This is a genomic window from Nocardioides sp. NPDC051685 (assembly GCF_044453405.1).
In the GTDB taxonomy this organism is placed as follows: Bacteria; Actinomycetota; Actinomycetes; order Propionibacteriales; family Nocardioidaceae; genus Nocardioides.
In genome coordinates, this window is the sequence record NZ_JBITCR010000006.1 from 106924 (window position 1) to 120261 (window position 13338).

General features: G+C 68.9%; 16 protein-coding genes. 9 read left to right on the forward strand and 7 right to left on the reverse strand.

Going from position 1 to position 13338, the window contains the following annotated elements; translation table 11 throughout:
- The first annotated feature begins 137 nt into the window (after nt 1-137).
- The 3 genes from ACIA03_RS18535 (at nt 138) to ACIA03_RS18545 (ending at nt 1068) form a co-directional block, all read left to right on the forward strand.
- Nucleotides 138-353, forward strand: coding sequence for a hypothetical protein (locus tag ACIA03_RS18535; RefSeq protein WP_396985125.1), 216 nt, complete (start codon nt 138-140; stop codon nt 351-353).
- 104 nt (nt 354-457) lie between these two features.
- On the forward strand, nt 458-757 hold the full coding sequence (locus ACIA03_RS18540) for a WhiB family transcriptional regulator (protein ID WP_396985128.1): 300 nt from the start codon (nt 458-460) through the stop codon (nt 755-757).
- A 146-nt stretch (nt 758-903) separates the two neighbouring features.
- On the forward strand, nt 904-1068 hold the full coding sequence (locus ACIA03_RS18545) for a hypothetical protein (protein WP_231380176.1): 165 nt from the start codon (nt 904-906) through the stop codon (nt 1066-1068).
- A gap of 106 nt (nt 1069-1174) precedes the next feature.
- Here ACIA03_RS18545 and ACIA03_RS18550 read toward each other — a convergent pair whose 3' ends face one another.
- Nucleotides 1175-2818: a GMC oxidoreductase gene (locus ACIA03_RS18550; protein WP_396985131.1), complete on the reverse strand. Its 1644-nt coding sequence runs from the start codon at nt 2816-2818 to the stop codon at nt 1175-1177.
- Nucleotides 2819-2933: 115 nt separating this feature from the next.
- On the opposite strand from ACIA03_RS18550, the gene ACIA03_RS18555 reads away from it, so the two are divergent.
- The 3 genes from ACIA03_RS18555 to ACIA03_RS18565 all read left to right on the forward strand — a co-directional run bounded on the left by ACIA03_RS18555 (nt 2934) and on the right by ACIA03_RS18565 (nt 4781).
- Nucleotides 2934-4058, forward strand: a complete 1125-nt coding sequence (locus ACIA03_RS18555; protein ID WP_396985133.1) for a dihydrodipicolinate reductase — start codon at nt 2934-2936, stop codon at nt 4056-4058.
- Nucleotides 4055-4537 (forward strand): carboxymuconolactone decarboxylase family protein, encoded by a 483-nt coding sequence (locus tag ACIA03_RS18560; RefSeq protein WP_396985135.1) that lies wholly within the window; start codon nt 4055-4057, stop codon nt 4535-4537. The genes ACIA03_RS18555 and ACIA03_RS18560 overlap by 4 nt, the downstream gene beginning before the upstream one ends.
- A gap of 79 nt (nt 4538-4616) precedes the next feature.
- Nucleotides 4617-4781: a hypothetical protein gene (locus tag ACIA03_RS18565; protein WP_008364206.1), complete on the forward strand. Its 165-nt coding sequence runs from the start codon at nt 4617-4619 to the stop codon at nt 4779-4781.
- Between the two features lie 8 nt (nt 4782-4789).
- Here the strand turns inward: ACIA03_RS18565 and argS are convergent, their stop codons facing one another.
- The 3 genes from argS to ACIA03_RS18580 form a co-directional block, all read right to left on the reverse strand.
- Nucleotides 4790-6487, reverse strand: a complete 1698-nt coding sequence (gene argS, locus ACIA03_RS18570) for an arginine--tRNA ligase (RefSeq protein WP_396985677.1) — start codon at nt 6485-6487, stop codon at nt 4790-4792.
- Nucleotides 6488-6645: 158 nt separating this feature from the next.
- Nucleotides 6646-7419 carry a hypothetical protein gene (locus ACIA03_RS18575; RefSeq protein WP_396985138.1) on the reverse strand — a complete coding sequence of 258 codons (774 nt, stop codon included), beginning with the start codon at nt 7417-7419 and terminating at the stop codon, nt 6646-6648.
- A gap of 227 nt (nt 7420-7646) precedes the next feature.
- Nucleotides 7647-7805, reverse strand: coding sequence for a DUF5679 domain-containing protein (locus tag ACIA03_RS18580; RefSeq protein ID WP_091051197.1), 159 nt, complete (start codon nt 7803-7805; stop codon nt 7647-7649).
- Between the two features lie 534 nt (nt 7806-8339).
- Here ACIA03_RS18580 and ACIA03_RS18585 point away from each other — a divergent pair.
- Both ACIA03_RS18585 and ACIA03_RS18590 read left to right on the forward strand, forming a co-directional pair.
- Entirely contained in the window at nt 8340-9365 is a 1026-nt protein-coding gene (locus ACIA03_RS18585) for a PHP domain-containing protein (RefSeq protein ID WP_396985140.1), read from the forward strand.
- A gap of 11 nt (nt 9366-9376) precedes the next feature.
- Nucleotides 9377-9922 (forward strand): M48 family metallopeptidase, encoded by a 546-nt coding sequence (locus ACIA03_RS18590; protein ID WP_396985142.1) that lies wholly within the window; start codon nt 9377-9379, stop codon nt 9920-9922.
- On the opposite strand, the gene ACIA03_RS18595 is transcribed toward ACIA03_RS18590, so the two are convergent.
- Entirely contained in the window at nt 9841-10500 is a 660-nt protein-coding gene (locus tag ACIA03_RS18595) for a dihydrofolate reductase family protein (RefSeq protein ID WP_396985144.1), read from the reverse strand. The two genes, ACIA03_RS18590 and ACIA03_RS18595, sit on opposite strands and share 82 nt — an antisense overlap.
- A gap of 65 nt (nt 10501-10565) precedes the next feature.
- Between ACIA03_RS18595 and ACIA03_RS18600 the strand changes: the two genes are divergently transcribed.
- On the forward strand, nt 10566-11402 hold the full coding sequence (locus ACIA03_RS18600) for a helix-turn-helix domain-containing protein (protein WP_396985146.1): 837 nt from the start codon (nt 10566-10568) through the stop codon (nt 11400-11402).
- Here ACIA03_RS18600 and ACIA03_RS18605 read toward each other — a convergent pair.
- Entirely contained in the window at nt 11399-11938 is a 540-nt protein-coding gene (locus ACIA03_RS18605) for an NUDIX hydrolase (protein ID WP_396985148.1), read from the reverse strand. The genes ACIA03_RS18600 and ACIA03_RS18605 overlap by 4 nt on opposite strands.
- Nucleotides 11935-13284 carry a zinc-dependent metalloprotease gene (locus ACIA03_RS18610; protein WP_396985150.1) on the reverse strand — a complete coding sequence of 450 codons (1350 nt, stop codon included), beginning with the start codon at nt 13282-13284 and terminating at the stop codon, nt 11935-11937. The genes ACIA03_RS18605 and ACIA03_RS18610 overlap by 4 nt, the downstream gene beginning before the upstream one ends.
- Between the last annotated feature and the right edge of the window lie 54 nt (nt 13285-13338).

Consider the following 13338-nt stretch of genomic DNA (forward strand, 5'->3'; position numbering starts at 1 on the left):
AGTCCTTCACGGAAATTCCTCGAAATCAACGGGTTTAATCGTTTGCGGCCCACCTGCCCGGCCGGTTAGTGTTCTTCCATCAAGTAAAGCCGCGCGCTGTTGAAGCGCGCCCGACAGCCCCGAAGGAGGTGGCCCCAGTGAAGATCAACCAGATCAAGACGCCGATCAATGGCATCGCCATGTCCGCGTGCGGCCACCCCGAGCTGTCCAGCCCGACCTGGGCCACCCCGGCTGCCGGCGCCTTTATGGGCGCTGGTTACGGCATGCGCGTCAAGGGACTCGTGTCCCCGCAGGCGGATGCCATCAAGGTCAAGTCCCACGGGATTCGAGCCTGGAGCTGTCCGGCTACGTAGAACCACGTAGTCACAGCAGCCTCCAGGCCGCGGAACCCGAAACCCGGGATCCGCGGCCTTTCTGTTTCTCAAAACCCGCGATCAGTCACAAAGGAGGTGTACATATGACCAGCATTCTCGAGCCCGAGGTCGCACTCGGCGTTCTCCATGACCGCGCCAACCGCTACGACGAGGACATGCTGCCCTGCCGGGCCAACAACCCGGAGCTGTGGTTCGCCGAGTCTCCTGCCGACGTCGAGTTCGCCAAGGCGCTCTGCGCGACCTGCCCCGTGCAGCCGCTCTGCCTCGCCGGCGCCCTCGACCGGCGTGAGCCCTGGGGCGTCTGGGGCGGCCAGCTGCTCCTGCAGGGGAAGGTGATCCCCCGCAAGCGGCCCCGTGGCCGGCCCCGCAAGGACGCCGCCTGAGCACCGAACACCATCAACACCAGCAGCCGTTTCAACGACGAGAGGCAACAGCTATGAACACGATCGTGATGACCATGGGCGCCGGAGCCCGCTGACCAGCAGGAGATCTCACAGACATGAACACCAACCGAGTACGGAGCACTCAGATGAACTTGCTTTACGAAGACCTGGCGCGCGCGCAAATGGCCGCGCGCCTGGGAGAGGCGCGTGAACTGCGGCGAGGCCATGCCCTCGTCAAGGCCGCTCGCCTGGGCCGCAAGGCCGAGCGAGCCGCCGTCCAGGCGAAGCTGGCTCTTGCCCGCGCGCTGTAAGTCCCCCATGGGACCCCAGACCTCACCCCTCTGATCGCGGGTGTGGAAGATGACCGGCCGGTCCGAGAAACCCTCGGACCGGCCGGTCCTACATTTCCCTGACCGATCAGAGATCGGTGGCGATGATCCTCTCGATGTTCCGCTCCGCGAGAGCGGTGATCGTGACGAACGGGTTGACGCTGGTGTTGCCGGGGATGAGCGAGCCGTCGATGACGTAGAGACCGTCGTAACCGTGCAGTCGGCCGTAGTTGTCCGTCGCCTGGTTCAGGACGGCGCCGCCCAACGGGTGGTAGGTCAGGTGGTCGCCCCAGATCTTGTTGGTGCCGAACAGGTCGGTCCGGTAGATCGTCCCTTCCGTCTTGTTGATCTTGTCGAAGATCGTCTTCGCCATCGTGATCGAGTCCTGCTTCCAGGCGGTCTGCCACGACAGGTCGACCGCGCCGGTCGTCGAGTTGTAGCTGAACGCCGCCCGGCGCTGCGTCTTGGTGATCGCGAGATAGAAGGACGCGAAGGTCTCGAGCCCGGCGGGCAGCGGCGCGACCTCGGCGAAGGCGCCACCGGCGTCCCAGTTGTCGATCCCCGAGCACGGGATGGTCGACTGCACGTCACCGGTCGGGTCCCACATGTGGTTGGCGCGTCCGACCATCACGTTGCCGTTGTCACCCCAGCCCTGGCCGATCGCGCTGTTCAGCGCGGGCAGTGCGCCGGTCGCCTTCAGCTTCACCAGCAGCTTGCTGGTGCCGACGCTGCCGGCCGCGAAGAACACCTTGCCCGCGTTGACCGTCTTCGTGGCCACGACGTCGCCGGCGGTGTTGATCTGTTCGAGGACGACGTCGTACCCGCCGGCCGCGGCGGGCCGGACCGACGTGGCTCGGTGCAGCGAGGAGATCGAGACCTTCCCGGTGGCGGTGGCCTGAGCGAGATAGGTCTTCGGCAGCGTCTTCTTGCCGTAGTTGTTGCCGTAGATGACCTCCTGGGCCAGCGCCGACTTCGGCACGCTGCCGTTGTCCTCGGCCACCATGTAGTCCCAGTCGTAGACGTCCGGGACGAACGTCCACGCGAAGCCGGAGCGCTGGGCGTGCTTCCGGCCGACGCGGGAGTACTGGTAGTAGGAGGTCCGCTCGAACCAGTCCGGGTCGACCGATCCGACGCCGAGGGCGGCATTGGCGCGCGGGTAGTAGGTGGCGTACATCTCGGCGGCATCCACCGAGGGCAGGATGCTGGCGAAGTTCTCCCGCTTCGGGGTGACGGCCATGCCTCCGTTGACGAGCGAGCCGCCGCCGACGCCGCGCCCCTGGTAGACGGAGATCCCGGCGAAGTCCTCGGCATCGAGGATGCCGGCGTACTTCGGGACGTCCTTGTCGATGGGGAACCCGAGGAAGTTGCTGAGCGGCTGCTTGGTGCGGGTACGCATCCAGAAGGACCGATAGTCCGGCGCGCTCACCTTCGGGTGGATCTTGCCGTCCGGGCCTGGTGCGACCGTGGCCCAGTCCTGGCCCATCTCGACCATGTGGACGTTGATGCCGGCCTGGGCCAGCCGCAGGGCCGCGACCGAGCCGCCGTACCCGGTGCCGATGACCAGCACGGGCACCTGCTCGCCGTTACCGATCGATGACGGCGCCGCGGCCGCCCATGTGGGGGTGCCGAATGCTCCTCCCAGCATCCCGACCCCAGCCAGTGAACCCGCGCCGAGCACGAATCCTCGGCGTGACAGACCTCGCGAGCGGTCCTGTCGTGGTGTGTTGCTCAAGATGACCTCCCTTTTCATCACTGATTGCTAGAACATGTTCTAGTATGCCGGTGGGGGTGTCAGGGGATTCGCAACATTCATCAGGACCGGCAAGACACATCGACAGGGAGGTCGCATGGTCACCGCATGCGTGTGGGGCACGGGAAACGTCGGCCGGCTCGCCATCCGGGCGGTCGAGGCACATCCACGACTCGAGCTGACGAGCGTGCTCGTCCACGACCCGGGGAAGGTCGGTCGCGACGCGGGCGAGCTGGGGGAGCTCGGCCGTGACATCTCGACAAGCTCGATACATCGCCTCGGCGTCGCCGCCACCGACGACATCGACGCGGTGCTCGCGACGCGTCCGCAGGCGATCGTGTACGCCGCGTCCGGCGACATCCGTCCGGACGAGGCGCTCGCCGACATCGTGCGAGCGGTCGGGACCGGTGCGGTGGTCGTCACGCCCGCGCTCTACGCGCTCTACGACCAGCGGAACGCTCCGCCGGAGATGCGCGAGCCGGTGCTGGCCGCGATCGCCGAGGGCGGAGGGTCCCTCTTCGTCTCCGGTGTCGACCCGGGGTGGGGCAACGACGTGCTGCCGCTGCTGGTCAGCGGCCTGGGCAGCACCGTGGACGTCGTCCGGTGCCAGGAGATCTTCGACTACTCCACCTACGACCAGCCCGACTCCGTCCGCTATCTCGTCGGGATGGGCCAGCCGATGGACTACGACGCCCCGATGCTCATGGAGACCGTGCCGACCATGGTGTGGGGAGGCCAGGTCCGGTTGATCGCACGCGGGCTCGAGGTCGAGCTCGACGAGATCCGGGAGACCGTCGAGCGGCTGCCGCTGGACGAGACCGTGACCACCGCGTCGATGGGTGACTTCGAGAAGGGCACCCAGGGCGCGGTGCGCTTCGAGGTCCAGGGGATCGTCGCCGGCGAGCCGCTCATCGTCGTCGAGCACGTCACTCGCATCCATCCCTCCTGCGCCCCGCACTGGCCGACGCCGCCCGACGGCGACGGAGCCCACCGGGTGATCATCGAGGGCGACCCGCGCATCGAGGTCACCGTCGAGGCGACGGACAAGGCCGGCAATCGGGCGGCGGGCGGCAACGCCACCGCGGTCGGACGGCTCGTCGGCGCGATCGAGTGGCTGATCGACGCGGGCCCAGGGCTCTACGACGCACTCGACGTCCCGCTGCGTCCGGCAACCGGCAGGCTCGGCGCGGCCAAGGCCGCCCAGGAAGGCGTGACCGCATGATCATCGACATCCCCGAGGGGCAGGACCCGATCACGTACGTCTGGGGCGAGATGGTGCCCGGGATCGGCCCGGCCGCTGCCGGTCTCTCGCTCGCGGTCTACGAGCACACCACGCTCGGGCTCCGCGAGTTCGAGGCCGCCCGGTTGCGGATCGCCCAGATCAACGGGTGCGTCTTCTGCCTCGACTGGCGCACCGACCGAGACGGGGAGAAGGTCGAGGAGTCGTTCGCCGAGGCGGTCGAGGATTGGCGTACGACGGACGCTTTCGACGACCGCACCCGGCTCGCCGCCGAGTTCGCGGAGCGTTATGCGATCGACCATCACGGCATCGACCAGGACTTCTGGGATCGGATGTCGGCCCACTACACCGATCCCGAGATCGTCGAGCTGAGCATGTGCCTCGGGTCGTGGCTGGCGTTCGGTCGGCTCAACCGTGTTCTGGGCCTCGACAGCACCTGTGTGCTGCCCGCCCGGACGTAACACGGCCCTGACAATCAGGTGACGCAGAATTTCGGTGTTGCGCCCTCGGAACCGCAGGATTTCGACCTATCGTTGATACATGAAGACCTGCGATTTCTGCGGATGCTACGAGGCCGATCCCCACCGCCTCCTCGCATGGACCACCGCGGTTGAGCGTGGGCGCTCGAAGGCGTTCTGCGAGGCCTGCTCGCGGCGCCACGTGCGCTCCATGGAAGCCAAGCTCGACTCCGACTGGTGGGCCTAGACACACAGTCACATCCGTTGTGGCGCCTCGATGCCGAGGAGCCCGAGTCCATCTGACAGCACTCGCCGGGTCGCCTCGCACAACGCGAGCCGGGTCTGCCTGACCTCGTCCTTCGCCTTGAGCACGGGACAGTTCTCGTAGAACGCCGTCAGCGCGGTCGCCAGACCATAGAGGTACGCGGTCAGGTGATGCGGTTCCAAGGTCTCGGCGACCTTGGCGACCACCTGGGCGAAGCCGGCCAGCTCCAGCGCGAGCCGCTGCTCGGCCGGGTGGGTCAGGGTGCCGATGACGTACGTCGCCCCCGGGGCCTGCGCGAGGATGCTGCACACCCGGGCGTGGGCGTACTGCAGATACGGGCCCGTCTCGCCGGTCGTGGCCGACATCCGGGCGAGGTCGAAGGCGTAGTCGCGGGCGAGGTGGTTGGAGAGGTCGGCGTACTTCACCGCGGCATTGGCCACGGCGCGTACGACCTCGGGGTTGTCGTAGCGCGCGGCGACGGCTTCCTCGGCGTCGTCGAGGAGCGAGGTCAGTGTGACCGTCTCGCCCGAGCGGGTCTTGAAAGGCCGGCCGTCGGGGCCGAGCACGGTGCCGAAGCCGATGTGCTGGACCTCGACCGAGTCGGGCAGCCAGCCGGCCGCGCGGGCGACGGCGAAGACCATGTCGAAGTGCTGGCTCTGCCGGTGGTCGACGACGTAGACGACCCGGTCGACGGCCAGGTCATCGACGCGGTGCCGGATCGTGGCGAGGTCGGTGGCTGCGTACCCGAACCCGCCGTCGGCCTTCCGCACGATCAGCGGCAGCGGCGCGCCGTCGCGGCCGGTGAAGCCGTCGGGGTAGACGACCTGCGCTCCGGCCGACTCGGTCAGCAGGCCCAGCGCCCGCAGGTCCTCGACGACTCCGGGGAGCTGCGGGTTGTAGCGGCTCTCGCCGTCGAAGTCGTCATCGGTCAGGAGTACGCCGAGCCGGCTGTAGGTGGCGTCGAACTCTGTCATCGAGGCATCGACGAGCGCCTGCCAGAGCGCGAGCGTGGTCGGGTCGCCGGACTGCAGCACCACCACCCGCCGCCGGGCGGAGTCGGCGAAGCCCGGGTCGTCGTCGAAGCGCGCCTTGGCCCGCTGGTAGAGCGCGAGCAGCTCGGTCATGTCCAGGCCGGCGACCGCCGTCGGGTCGCTGAGGCCCTCCCCGAGCAGCTCCTCGACCAGCATGCCGAACTGGGTGCCCCAGTCGCCGAGGTGGTTCTGCCGCACGACCTCGTGGCCGGCGTAGGCCAGCACCCTGGCCAGCGAGTCACCGATGACCGTGGAGCGCAGGTGGCCGACGTGCATCTGCTTGGCGACGTTGGGGGAGGAGTAGTCGACGACGACCCGTTTCGGGGCCTCGGGGACGAGTACGCCCAGGTGCGGGTCGCTCAGCAGCTCCTGGACGACCGCGCCGAGGACGCCGGGGGACCAGGTGAGGTTGAGGAACCCGGCACCGGCGAGCTCGAGGGTGCCGAGGCGATGTATCGAGCTTGTCGAGATGTCGCCGATGTCGACGGCGTCGATCAGGCGGGTGCCGATCTCCCGCGGAGGTAGGCCGAGCGGACCGGCGAGCCGCAGCGGGAGGTTGGACTGGAGGTGGCCGAACTCGGGCCGGGTGGCCGGCCGCAGCTCGGGGTCGATGCCGGCGTAGGCGCTGCCGAAGCAGGCGACGACGGCGTTCTGCAGGTGTGCGGACAGGGCAAGAGTGTGCTCGTGCACGAGAGGGTCCTAGGAGGTGAAGAGGGCAGGCTGACGCGAGGGCGGGGTCAGAGACCCATGCCTCGTCGTCGCAGCGCGCTCTTCGTGACCATGTCCGCAAGGGTGCCTGGACGTGTCGGCGTTGGTCAAGCCGGTTCGCCTCCGTCGACCCTGGCCGCGGCGATCAGGTCCCAGGCACAGCCGCAGTAGGGATGTCGCAGCCACGGCCGGATGGTGGGCGCGTCGTCGCGTGTCAGGATCACCGACGCCGACCACGACGCCGGTGTGCGCCCGGCCAGGTAGGTGCGGGCGTCGCGTACTGCCCAGGAGAGCGTCAGGGACTGCAGCAGTGCGTCGCCCGGCACCTCGTTGCCGACGAGCTGGCTCACGACCACGGCACGTCGCTCGTCCTCCTCGGCGAGCGTCGCGTCGAGACAGCGCAGGCAGGCGGTGACACCGGGCACGACCAGCGGGCCCACCGTCCAGGTGTCCGGGCCGCTCTCGACGGAGAGGTGCGCCCGGCCCTCGCGCACCAGCTCGTCGGCGCGTTCGCGATCCAGCGGTCCCTCGGAGAGCAGTAGGACGAGCTCCGGGTCACCGGACGCCGCCGTGGCTGATCCGGTCAGTGCCCGAGCGGCCGAGACCAGCGCCGGCGGGCCGTCGAAGCCCACCCGCGGTGGCGGCTCGGCGCCGTCCGCGTCCATCAGCAGGCCGGCGTTGCCGAGCTGCTGCATCGCGTGCCGCCCGGGCAAATGGTCGGGTTCGACCGCTCGGCCCGCGGCGAGGTCGGTCAGCAGGCGGCGTACCTCCACGCCGTCCTGCACGATCGCCCGCCGCGGCGGGTCGATGCCGATCTGGAGTCGGTTCTCATCACGTCGTACGGCCACATATCCCGGCCGAATCCGGTAGTGCGTGCTCATGCCGGGGAGTCTCACACCGGCTGGGAATCCCTGCATCGACAATCCACAGGGCCTGTGGATAACCTGCCGAGGCGTCACGCGCGTCGGCCGAGTTGGCACTCGGGTGACGTTTCGGCCGACGGGGCTGACGCTTCGGCCGACGGGGCTGACGCCTCGGCAAAACGTGGCAGCGGCGCCGCCGGACATGCCGGGGACGCCGCCGCGTGGGCTCAGGATGAACTGAGTGGTCAGGCTTTGCCCAAGATGCGGTTGAGGTTGGTGCTGCAGACGGGGCAGACGGCCTTGGCCATCTTGGTGCCCTTGTCGTTCACCCGGATCTCACCGGTCGCCTCGCGCTTCTCCTTGCACTTCACGCAGTAGAACTCGCCGCTCCAGGTCTCCGCCATGACGGCCTCCTTGCCTTTGTGTAACTGGTCGTCGCGACGGGGTTGTCAGGGAAGCCCGCCGGAAGCTCGTCATGACGAGCCAACTCGACCCTACGACACGCGGCGCTCGCGGCGGCAACACGGGCTATCAAGCGAGTGTCGGCGTGTTGGCGTCATACCGGGGGATTCGGGGCTTTCGAGGACGCATCGAAGGTCTGCGAGGCGACCCGAGAAATGGAGGGACCCCCGGTGCCTGGATCGTCCTTCGCCTTCCCCTTGCGAAGGCCGTCCGGCGGCGCCGGGGGTCCCACTGACATCGAACCTAAAGAGGATGAGGGAGCGCGTCAACGTCCCACTCCGCGACCCTTGTGGACAAGATGTGGACAACCCCGCTTTGCTTGGGGACATCCGGTGGAAGACACGCGCTTTCCTGTGGGAAACCAGGGTGATCAGATGGAGAATGATCGGTTGAATCCAGACGTTGACCTGGGAAAATCATTCTGCACCGGCTGTGGACGAGAAAAATAGTTGGAGGAAGATTTGGTTGGCGAGGCGTTGTCCCCCGTCGCGGCCCTGCGTCGGATCGCGTTCCTGCTCGAGCGCGGCCGCGAGGACACCTACAAGGTGAAGGCCTTCCGCACCGCGGCGGCCGCGATCCTTCCCCTCTCCGAGGAGGACGTACGCCGCCGGGCGGAGGAGGGCACCCTGACCGAGCTGAGCGGGGTCGGCGCCAGCACGGCCAAGGTCATCACCGAGGCCGCGCGTGGCGAGATTCCGCAGCGACTGCAGGACACCGAGCGCGTCCATGGCGGTCCGCTGACCTCCGATGGAGCGGGGCAGGGGCTGCGGAGCAGGCTCCGGGGTGACCTGCACAGTCACTCCGACTGGTCCGACGGCGGCTCACCGATCGAGGAGATGGCCTTCACGGCGATCGAGCTCGGCCACGAATACCTGGTGCTCACCGACCACAGTCCCCGCCTGACCGTCGCCAACGGTCTCAGCGCCGCCCGCCTGGAACGTCAGCTCGGTGTCGTCGACGCGGTGAACGATCACCTCGCCGGACACGGCTTCACCCTGCTGAAGGGGATCGAGGTCGACATCCTCGACGACGGCAGCCTCGACCAGACCGACGACATGCTCGCCAAGCTCGAGCTGCGGGTCGCCAGCGTCCACTCCAAGCTCAAGATGGACAAGGAGCAGATGACCAGGCGGATGGTCACGGCCGTCTCCACGACCAGGATGAACGTGCTCGGCCACTGCACCGGCCGGCTGGTCACCGGGAACCGCGGCACCCGGCCCGGCAGCCAGTTCGACGCGCGCAAGGTCTTCGAGGCGTGCGCGGAGCACGAGGTCGCGGTCGAGATCAACTCCAGACCCGAGCGGAGAGACCCGCCGACCAAGCTCCTGGAGCTCGCTCGCGACATCGGCTGCCTCTTCTCGATCGACTCGGACGCACACGCCCCGGGGCAGCTCGACTTCCTCGTGCTGGGGTGCGAACGAGCCGAAACGGCGGGTATCGAAGAGGAACGGATCATCAACACCTGGCCGCGGGAACGCCTCCTGGCCTGGGCGAACAGGTAGTTTCTTGACCCATGGACGGCCCGGAGATCGAGGTGCGACGCAGCAAGCGGCGTCGGCGTACGGTCTCTGCCTACCGCGACGGCGACCGCATCATCGTGATGATCCCGGCCGCGATGTCGCAGCGTGAGGAGGCCGAGTGGGTCGAGCAGATGGTCGCCCGCCTGGAGAAGGCCGAGCGACGTCGCAAGCCCAGTGACGATGACCTGATGCGGCGATCGGCCGCTCTGAGCGACCAATACTTCGGCGGTCTGGCCAAGCCGCGCTCCGTGCGCTGGGTCGACAACCAGAACAGCCGCTGGGGCTCGTGCACCCCGAACGACCGCTCGATCCGGCTCAGCGACAGGCTGCGCGGCATGCCGACCTGGGTCGTCGACTACGTGCTCGTCCACGAGCTCGCCCACCTCTTCGAGGCCAAGCACAACGAGGCCTTCTGGGCCTGGGTCGACCGCTACCCCCAGGCCGAGCGCGCCAAGGGCTACCTGGCCGGCTGGTCGGCCGCCGCCAAGCTCCCCGCCCCTCCGGGCGAGGAGGACGACGACGTCGAAGAGATCGACTGACCCACGGTGTAGGTGAGCGCGACCGTGCCGAGACTCGTCGAGGCGATGTCCTCCAGACGCAGCGAGCACGGCCACGGCAGGTCGCCGAAGAGCCGCTTACCGGTGCCGAGCAGCAGCGGATGCACGAACAGCCGCAGTTCGTCGACGAGGCCGACAGCCATCAGCTGACGGACGAGGTCGCCGCTGCCGAGCGCGACGACGGTTCCTGAACCGTCAGCCTTGAGGTCGCCCACGGCCTCGACGACGTCGCCTGCGAGCACGGTCGCGCCGCTCCAGTCCAGGTCGCCGAGCGTGCGGCTCGCGACGTACTTCGGTGTGGAGTTGAGGCTCGCTGCCATCGGGTCCGTGTCGGGCTGGGTCGGCCAGAAGGCCGCCATCTTCTCGTAGGTCCGCCGCCCGAAGAGGTAGGCGGACGTCTGGGCGCCGACGTCGGGTGAGAGGACCTCCCCGAGGGCCGCGCCGAACGGTCCGCCCCAGCCGCCGTGCTCGAAACCACCGTCCCGGTCCTCGTCGGGGGAGCCCAGCCCCTGCATCACCCCGTCGACGCTCAGGAACTCCACGATCGCAAGTTTTCGCATGACCACAGCCTGCGCTCTGACCGAATCGGCTGGCTTGAAAGAAATCGACCGACGATGATCGGAGCATGACGGGTGTGACCCGCGAGATCGTACGACTGCCCACCCACCCGGGCCTGCGGGGTCTGGTGGCGGGCGTCGTCGGGTTCCGCGAGCAGTCGGCAGCGCCGCTCCAGCGGTGCCAGCCCGCCGGGACGCTGCTGCCGCTGGTGCTCTCCTTCGGCGACCCGTTCGAGATCGTCGACGTCGCCGCGGGGGAGGGGACGGGGACCTACGGGTCGTTCCTCTCCGGCTTCATGCCTGGGCCGGTCTCGACCCGGTCCGGCCGCAGCCACGCGTGCGTGCAGGTCTATCTGACACCGCTCGGCGTCACCCGGCTGCTCGGCGTCCCGGGCCGGGAGATCGCGGGCCGGGTTGTGAGGGTCGAGGATCTGGCCCCCGAGCTCGGGCCGTCCTTCTCGGAGCAGCTGGCAGAGTCCGGTACGTGGCGGCAGAGGTTCGCTCTGGTCCAGTCCGCCCTGCTGGCGCGAGCCGGTGACCCCGCCGATCCGCTGGTGTCCTGGCTGTGGGACCGGATCACCGAGTCCGGAGGTCAGGCGCGGATCCGGGACCTCGTGGCCGAGACCGGCTGGAGCCATCGCTACGTCACGACCGCCTTCCAACGCGCTGTCGGGCTCACCCCGAAGGCAGCCGCGGGCGTCGTACGTTTCGAGCGGGCCGCCGCCGATCTCGGCCGCCTGCCCGTCGCGGAGGTCGCGGCCCGCCACGGCTACGCCGACCAGAGCCACCTGACCCGCGACACCGTCAGGTACGCGGGCGAACCACCCGCTGCCCTCGCCGCCAACCGGCGGCCCACCGCCCACACCGCGCTCGGGACGGCCCCGGCCGGCTCGCGCGTGCGCTAGAGGCGCGCCTGCGCGAGCTTGATGAGCTCGACCATGTCCGGATCGGGGTCGGGGACGCCGTCGACCGGCCACCAACGTACGTCCAGGGACTCCTCGCTCACCGCCGGAACCGCGCCGGCGGGAGCGACGGCCAGGAAGCGTACGTCGAGATGGTGGACGTCCCCGGAGGGAGCGCAGAAGGGGACTGCGTGCTCGGAGAGCTGAACAACCCCGGGCAGCGGAACCAGGTCGGGCACCCCGGACTCCTCACGCAGCTCGCGCGCGGCGGCCGCCCACAGGGTCTCGTCATTCTGCTCGAGGTGACCACCGAACTGGAACCAGCGCCGCGCCTTGCGGTGGTGGGTCAGCAGCACCGAGGAACCGTCGTCGGAGAGCACCACGCACGAGGCGGTCAGATGGTCAGGGACGCACGACTTGAAGACTCCGGCGGGCTCGGCCCCGAGATGGGCGACGTAACGCTGCCGCAAGCTCTCCTGGGGAGCGGACGGCGCCGCCCACGCTCGCAGGGTGGCGAGCGCGTCAGCGTGCAGGCTCACTCCTCGCCCGAGCTGTCGGAGTCGTCCCCGTCGAGCAGCTTCTTCAGCTCCGCGTCGAAGTCGATCGAGTCGACGTCGGGCGCCTCGGCACCCTCGCGGAAGCCGAGGGGGTCGTCGAGGTCGGCCGTCGTCGGCAGCAGCGCCGGCGACATCCAGACACCGTCGCGGGCCTCGATTCCTTGCCGCGTGCGCAGCGAGCCCCACAGAGCTGCCGCGTCCCGCAGCCGGCGCGGCCGCAGCTCGAGACCGACGAGGGTCGCGAAGGTCTGCTCGGCCGGACCGCCGGCAGCCCGGCGGCGGCGTACGGTCTCCTGCAGCTGCGCCGCGACCGGCATCCTGTCGGCGGTGGCCAGGGCGACGACCTCGTCGACCCAGCCCTCGACCAGGGCCAGCACGATCTCGAGCCGCTCCAGCGCAGCCTTCTGCACGGGCGAGTCGGGCACCTCGAACATGCCCTCCTCGAACATGTTCTGCAGCTGGGAGGGATCCTGCATCGCGGAGAGGTCGATGCCGCGCATCTGCTCCTCGATCCGCTGCTGCATGGCCTCCATGTTGAGCTCGACGCCTTGCGCGTAGTCGGTGACCGCCGAGACCACGTGGTCACGCAGCCACGGAACGCCGGCGAAGAGCCGCTGGTGGGCGGCCTCGCGCAGGGCCAGGAAGAGCAGCACGTCATCGGTGCTGACGCCCAGGCCCTCGGCGAACGGCTCGATGTTGACCGGCAGCAGCGCGGCCTGACCGGGCGCGGCGAGCGGGATACCGATGTCGGAGACGGAGATGACCTCACCAGCGAGATGGCCGAGGCCGGTGCCGGCCTGGTTCGCGTACAACGCGCCCATCGCCTTGCCGACGAACCCGATCATCGGGCCCATCTGGGCCTTCATCTCCTCGGGAAGCTGACCGCTCATCGCGGACGCGGTCGAGGCGGCGACCGGCTCGATCAATGGCTTCCACGCGTCCAGCGTGTTGACCAGCCACTCGGCCTTCGACCAGGCGGTGGCGGACTTCACGCCGGAGGGGAACGAGGTGGTCTCCTCCAGCCAGTGGTCGGCGAGCTGGATCGCGTCGGCGACCGCGTCCTTCTGCTTCTGGGAAGGCGTCGGGTCGGGCGTGGACGCGGCCACCTTGCGGGCGAGGTCCATCGCGACGTCCCAGTTCAGCGGGCCGTCGTAGGGCTGTAGCAGCGACTGGATCTGACCGAAGATCTGGCTCAGGTCAGGCATGCCGCCGGGGCCACCACCGACGCCGCCGATGGGGAAACCACCGAAGAACGCTTCGAAGGGCGTGCCCTTGAAGGGGTTCTCCGGCTCCTCCGGCTCGTCGGGGCCACCTGGGGTCTGACTCATGTGTCCAGCCTACGCGGTTACGGAAGCCCGCCGTCAGCACGCACTAGGCTGGTC

Bases quoted from the DNA above. Each gene is read 5' to 3' on its own strand.
- ACIA03_RS18565 (WP_008364206.1), top strand. From the start codon at position 4,617: ATGAAGACCTGCGATTTCTGCGGATGCTACGAGGCCGATCCCCACCGC.
- ACIA03_RS18595 (WP_396985144.1), bottom strand. From the start codon at position 10,500: ATGCGAAAACTTGCGATCGTGGAGTTCCTGAGCGTCGACGGGGTGATG.
- ACIA03_RS18560 (WP_396985135.1), top strand. From the start codon at position 4,055: ATGATCATCGACATCCCCGAGGGGCAGGACCCGATCACGTACGTCTGG.
- ACIA03_RS18600 (WP_396985146.1), top strand. From the start codon at position 10,566: ATGACGGGTGTGACCCGCGAGATCGTACGACTGCCCACCCACCCGGGC.
- ACIA03_RS18580 (WP_091051197.1), bottom strand. From the start codon at position 7,805: ATGGCGGAGACCTGGAGCGGCGAGTTCTACTGCGTGAAGTGCAAGGAG.
- ACIA03_RS18575 (WP_396985138.1), bottom strand. From the start codon at position 7,419: ATGAGCACGCACTACCGGATTCGGCCGGGATATGTGGCCGTACGACGT.
- ACIA03_RS18590 (WP_396985142.1), top strand. From the start codon at position 9,377: ATGGACGGCCCGGAGATCGAGGTGCGACGCAGCAAGCGGCGTCGGCGT.
- ACIA03_RS18545 (WP_231380176.1), top strand. From the start codon at position 904: ATGAACTTGCTTTACGAAGACCTGGCGCGCGCGCAAATGGCCGCGCGC.
- ACIA03_RS18555 (WP_396985133.1), top strand. From the start codon at position 2,934: ATGGTCACCGCATGCGTGTGGGGCACGGGAAACGTCGGCCGGCTCGCC.
- ACIA03_RS18610 (WP_396985150.1), bottom strand. From the start codon at position 13,284: ATGAGTCAGACCCCAGGTGGCCCCGACGAGCCGGAGGAGCCGGAGAAC.
- ACIA03_RS18540 (WP_396985128.1), top strand. From the start codon at position 458: ATGACCAGCATTCTCGAGCCCGAGGTCGCACTCGGCGTTCTCCATGAC.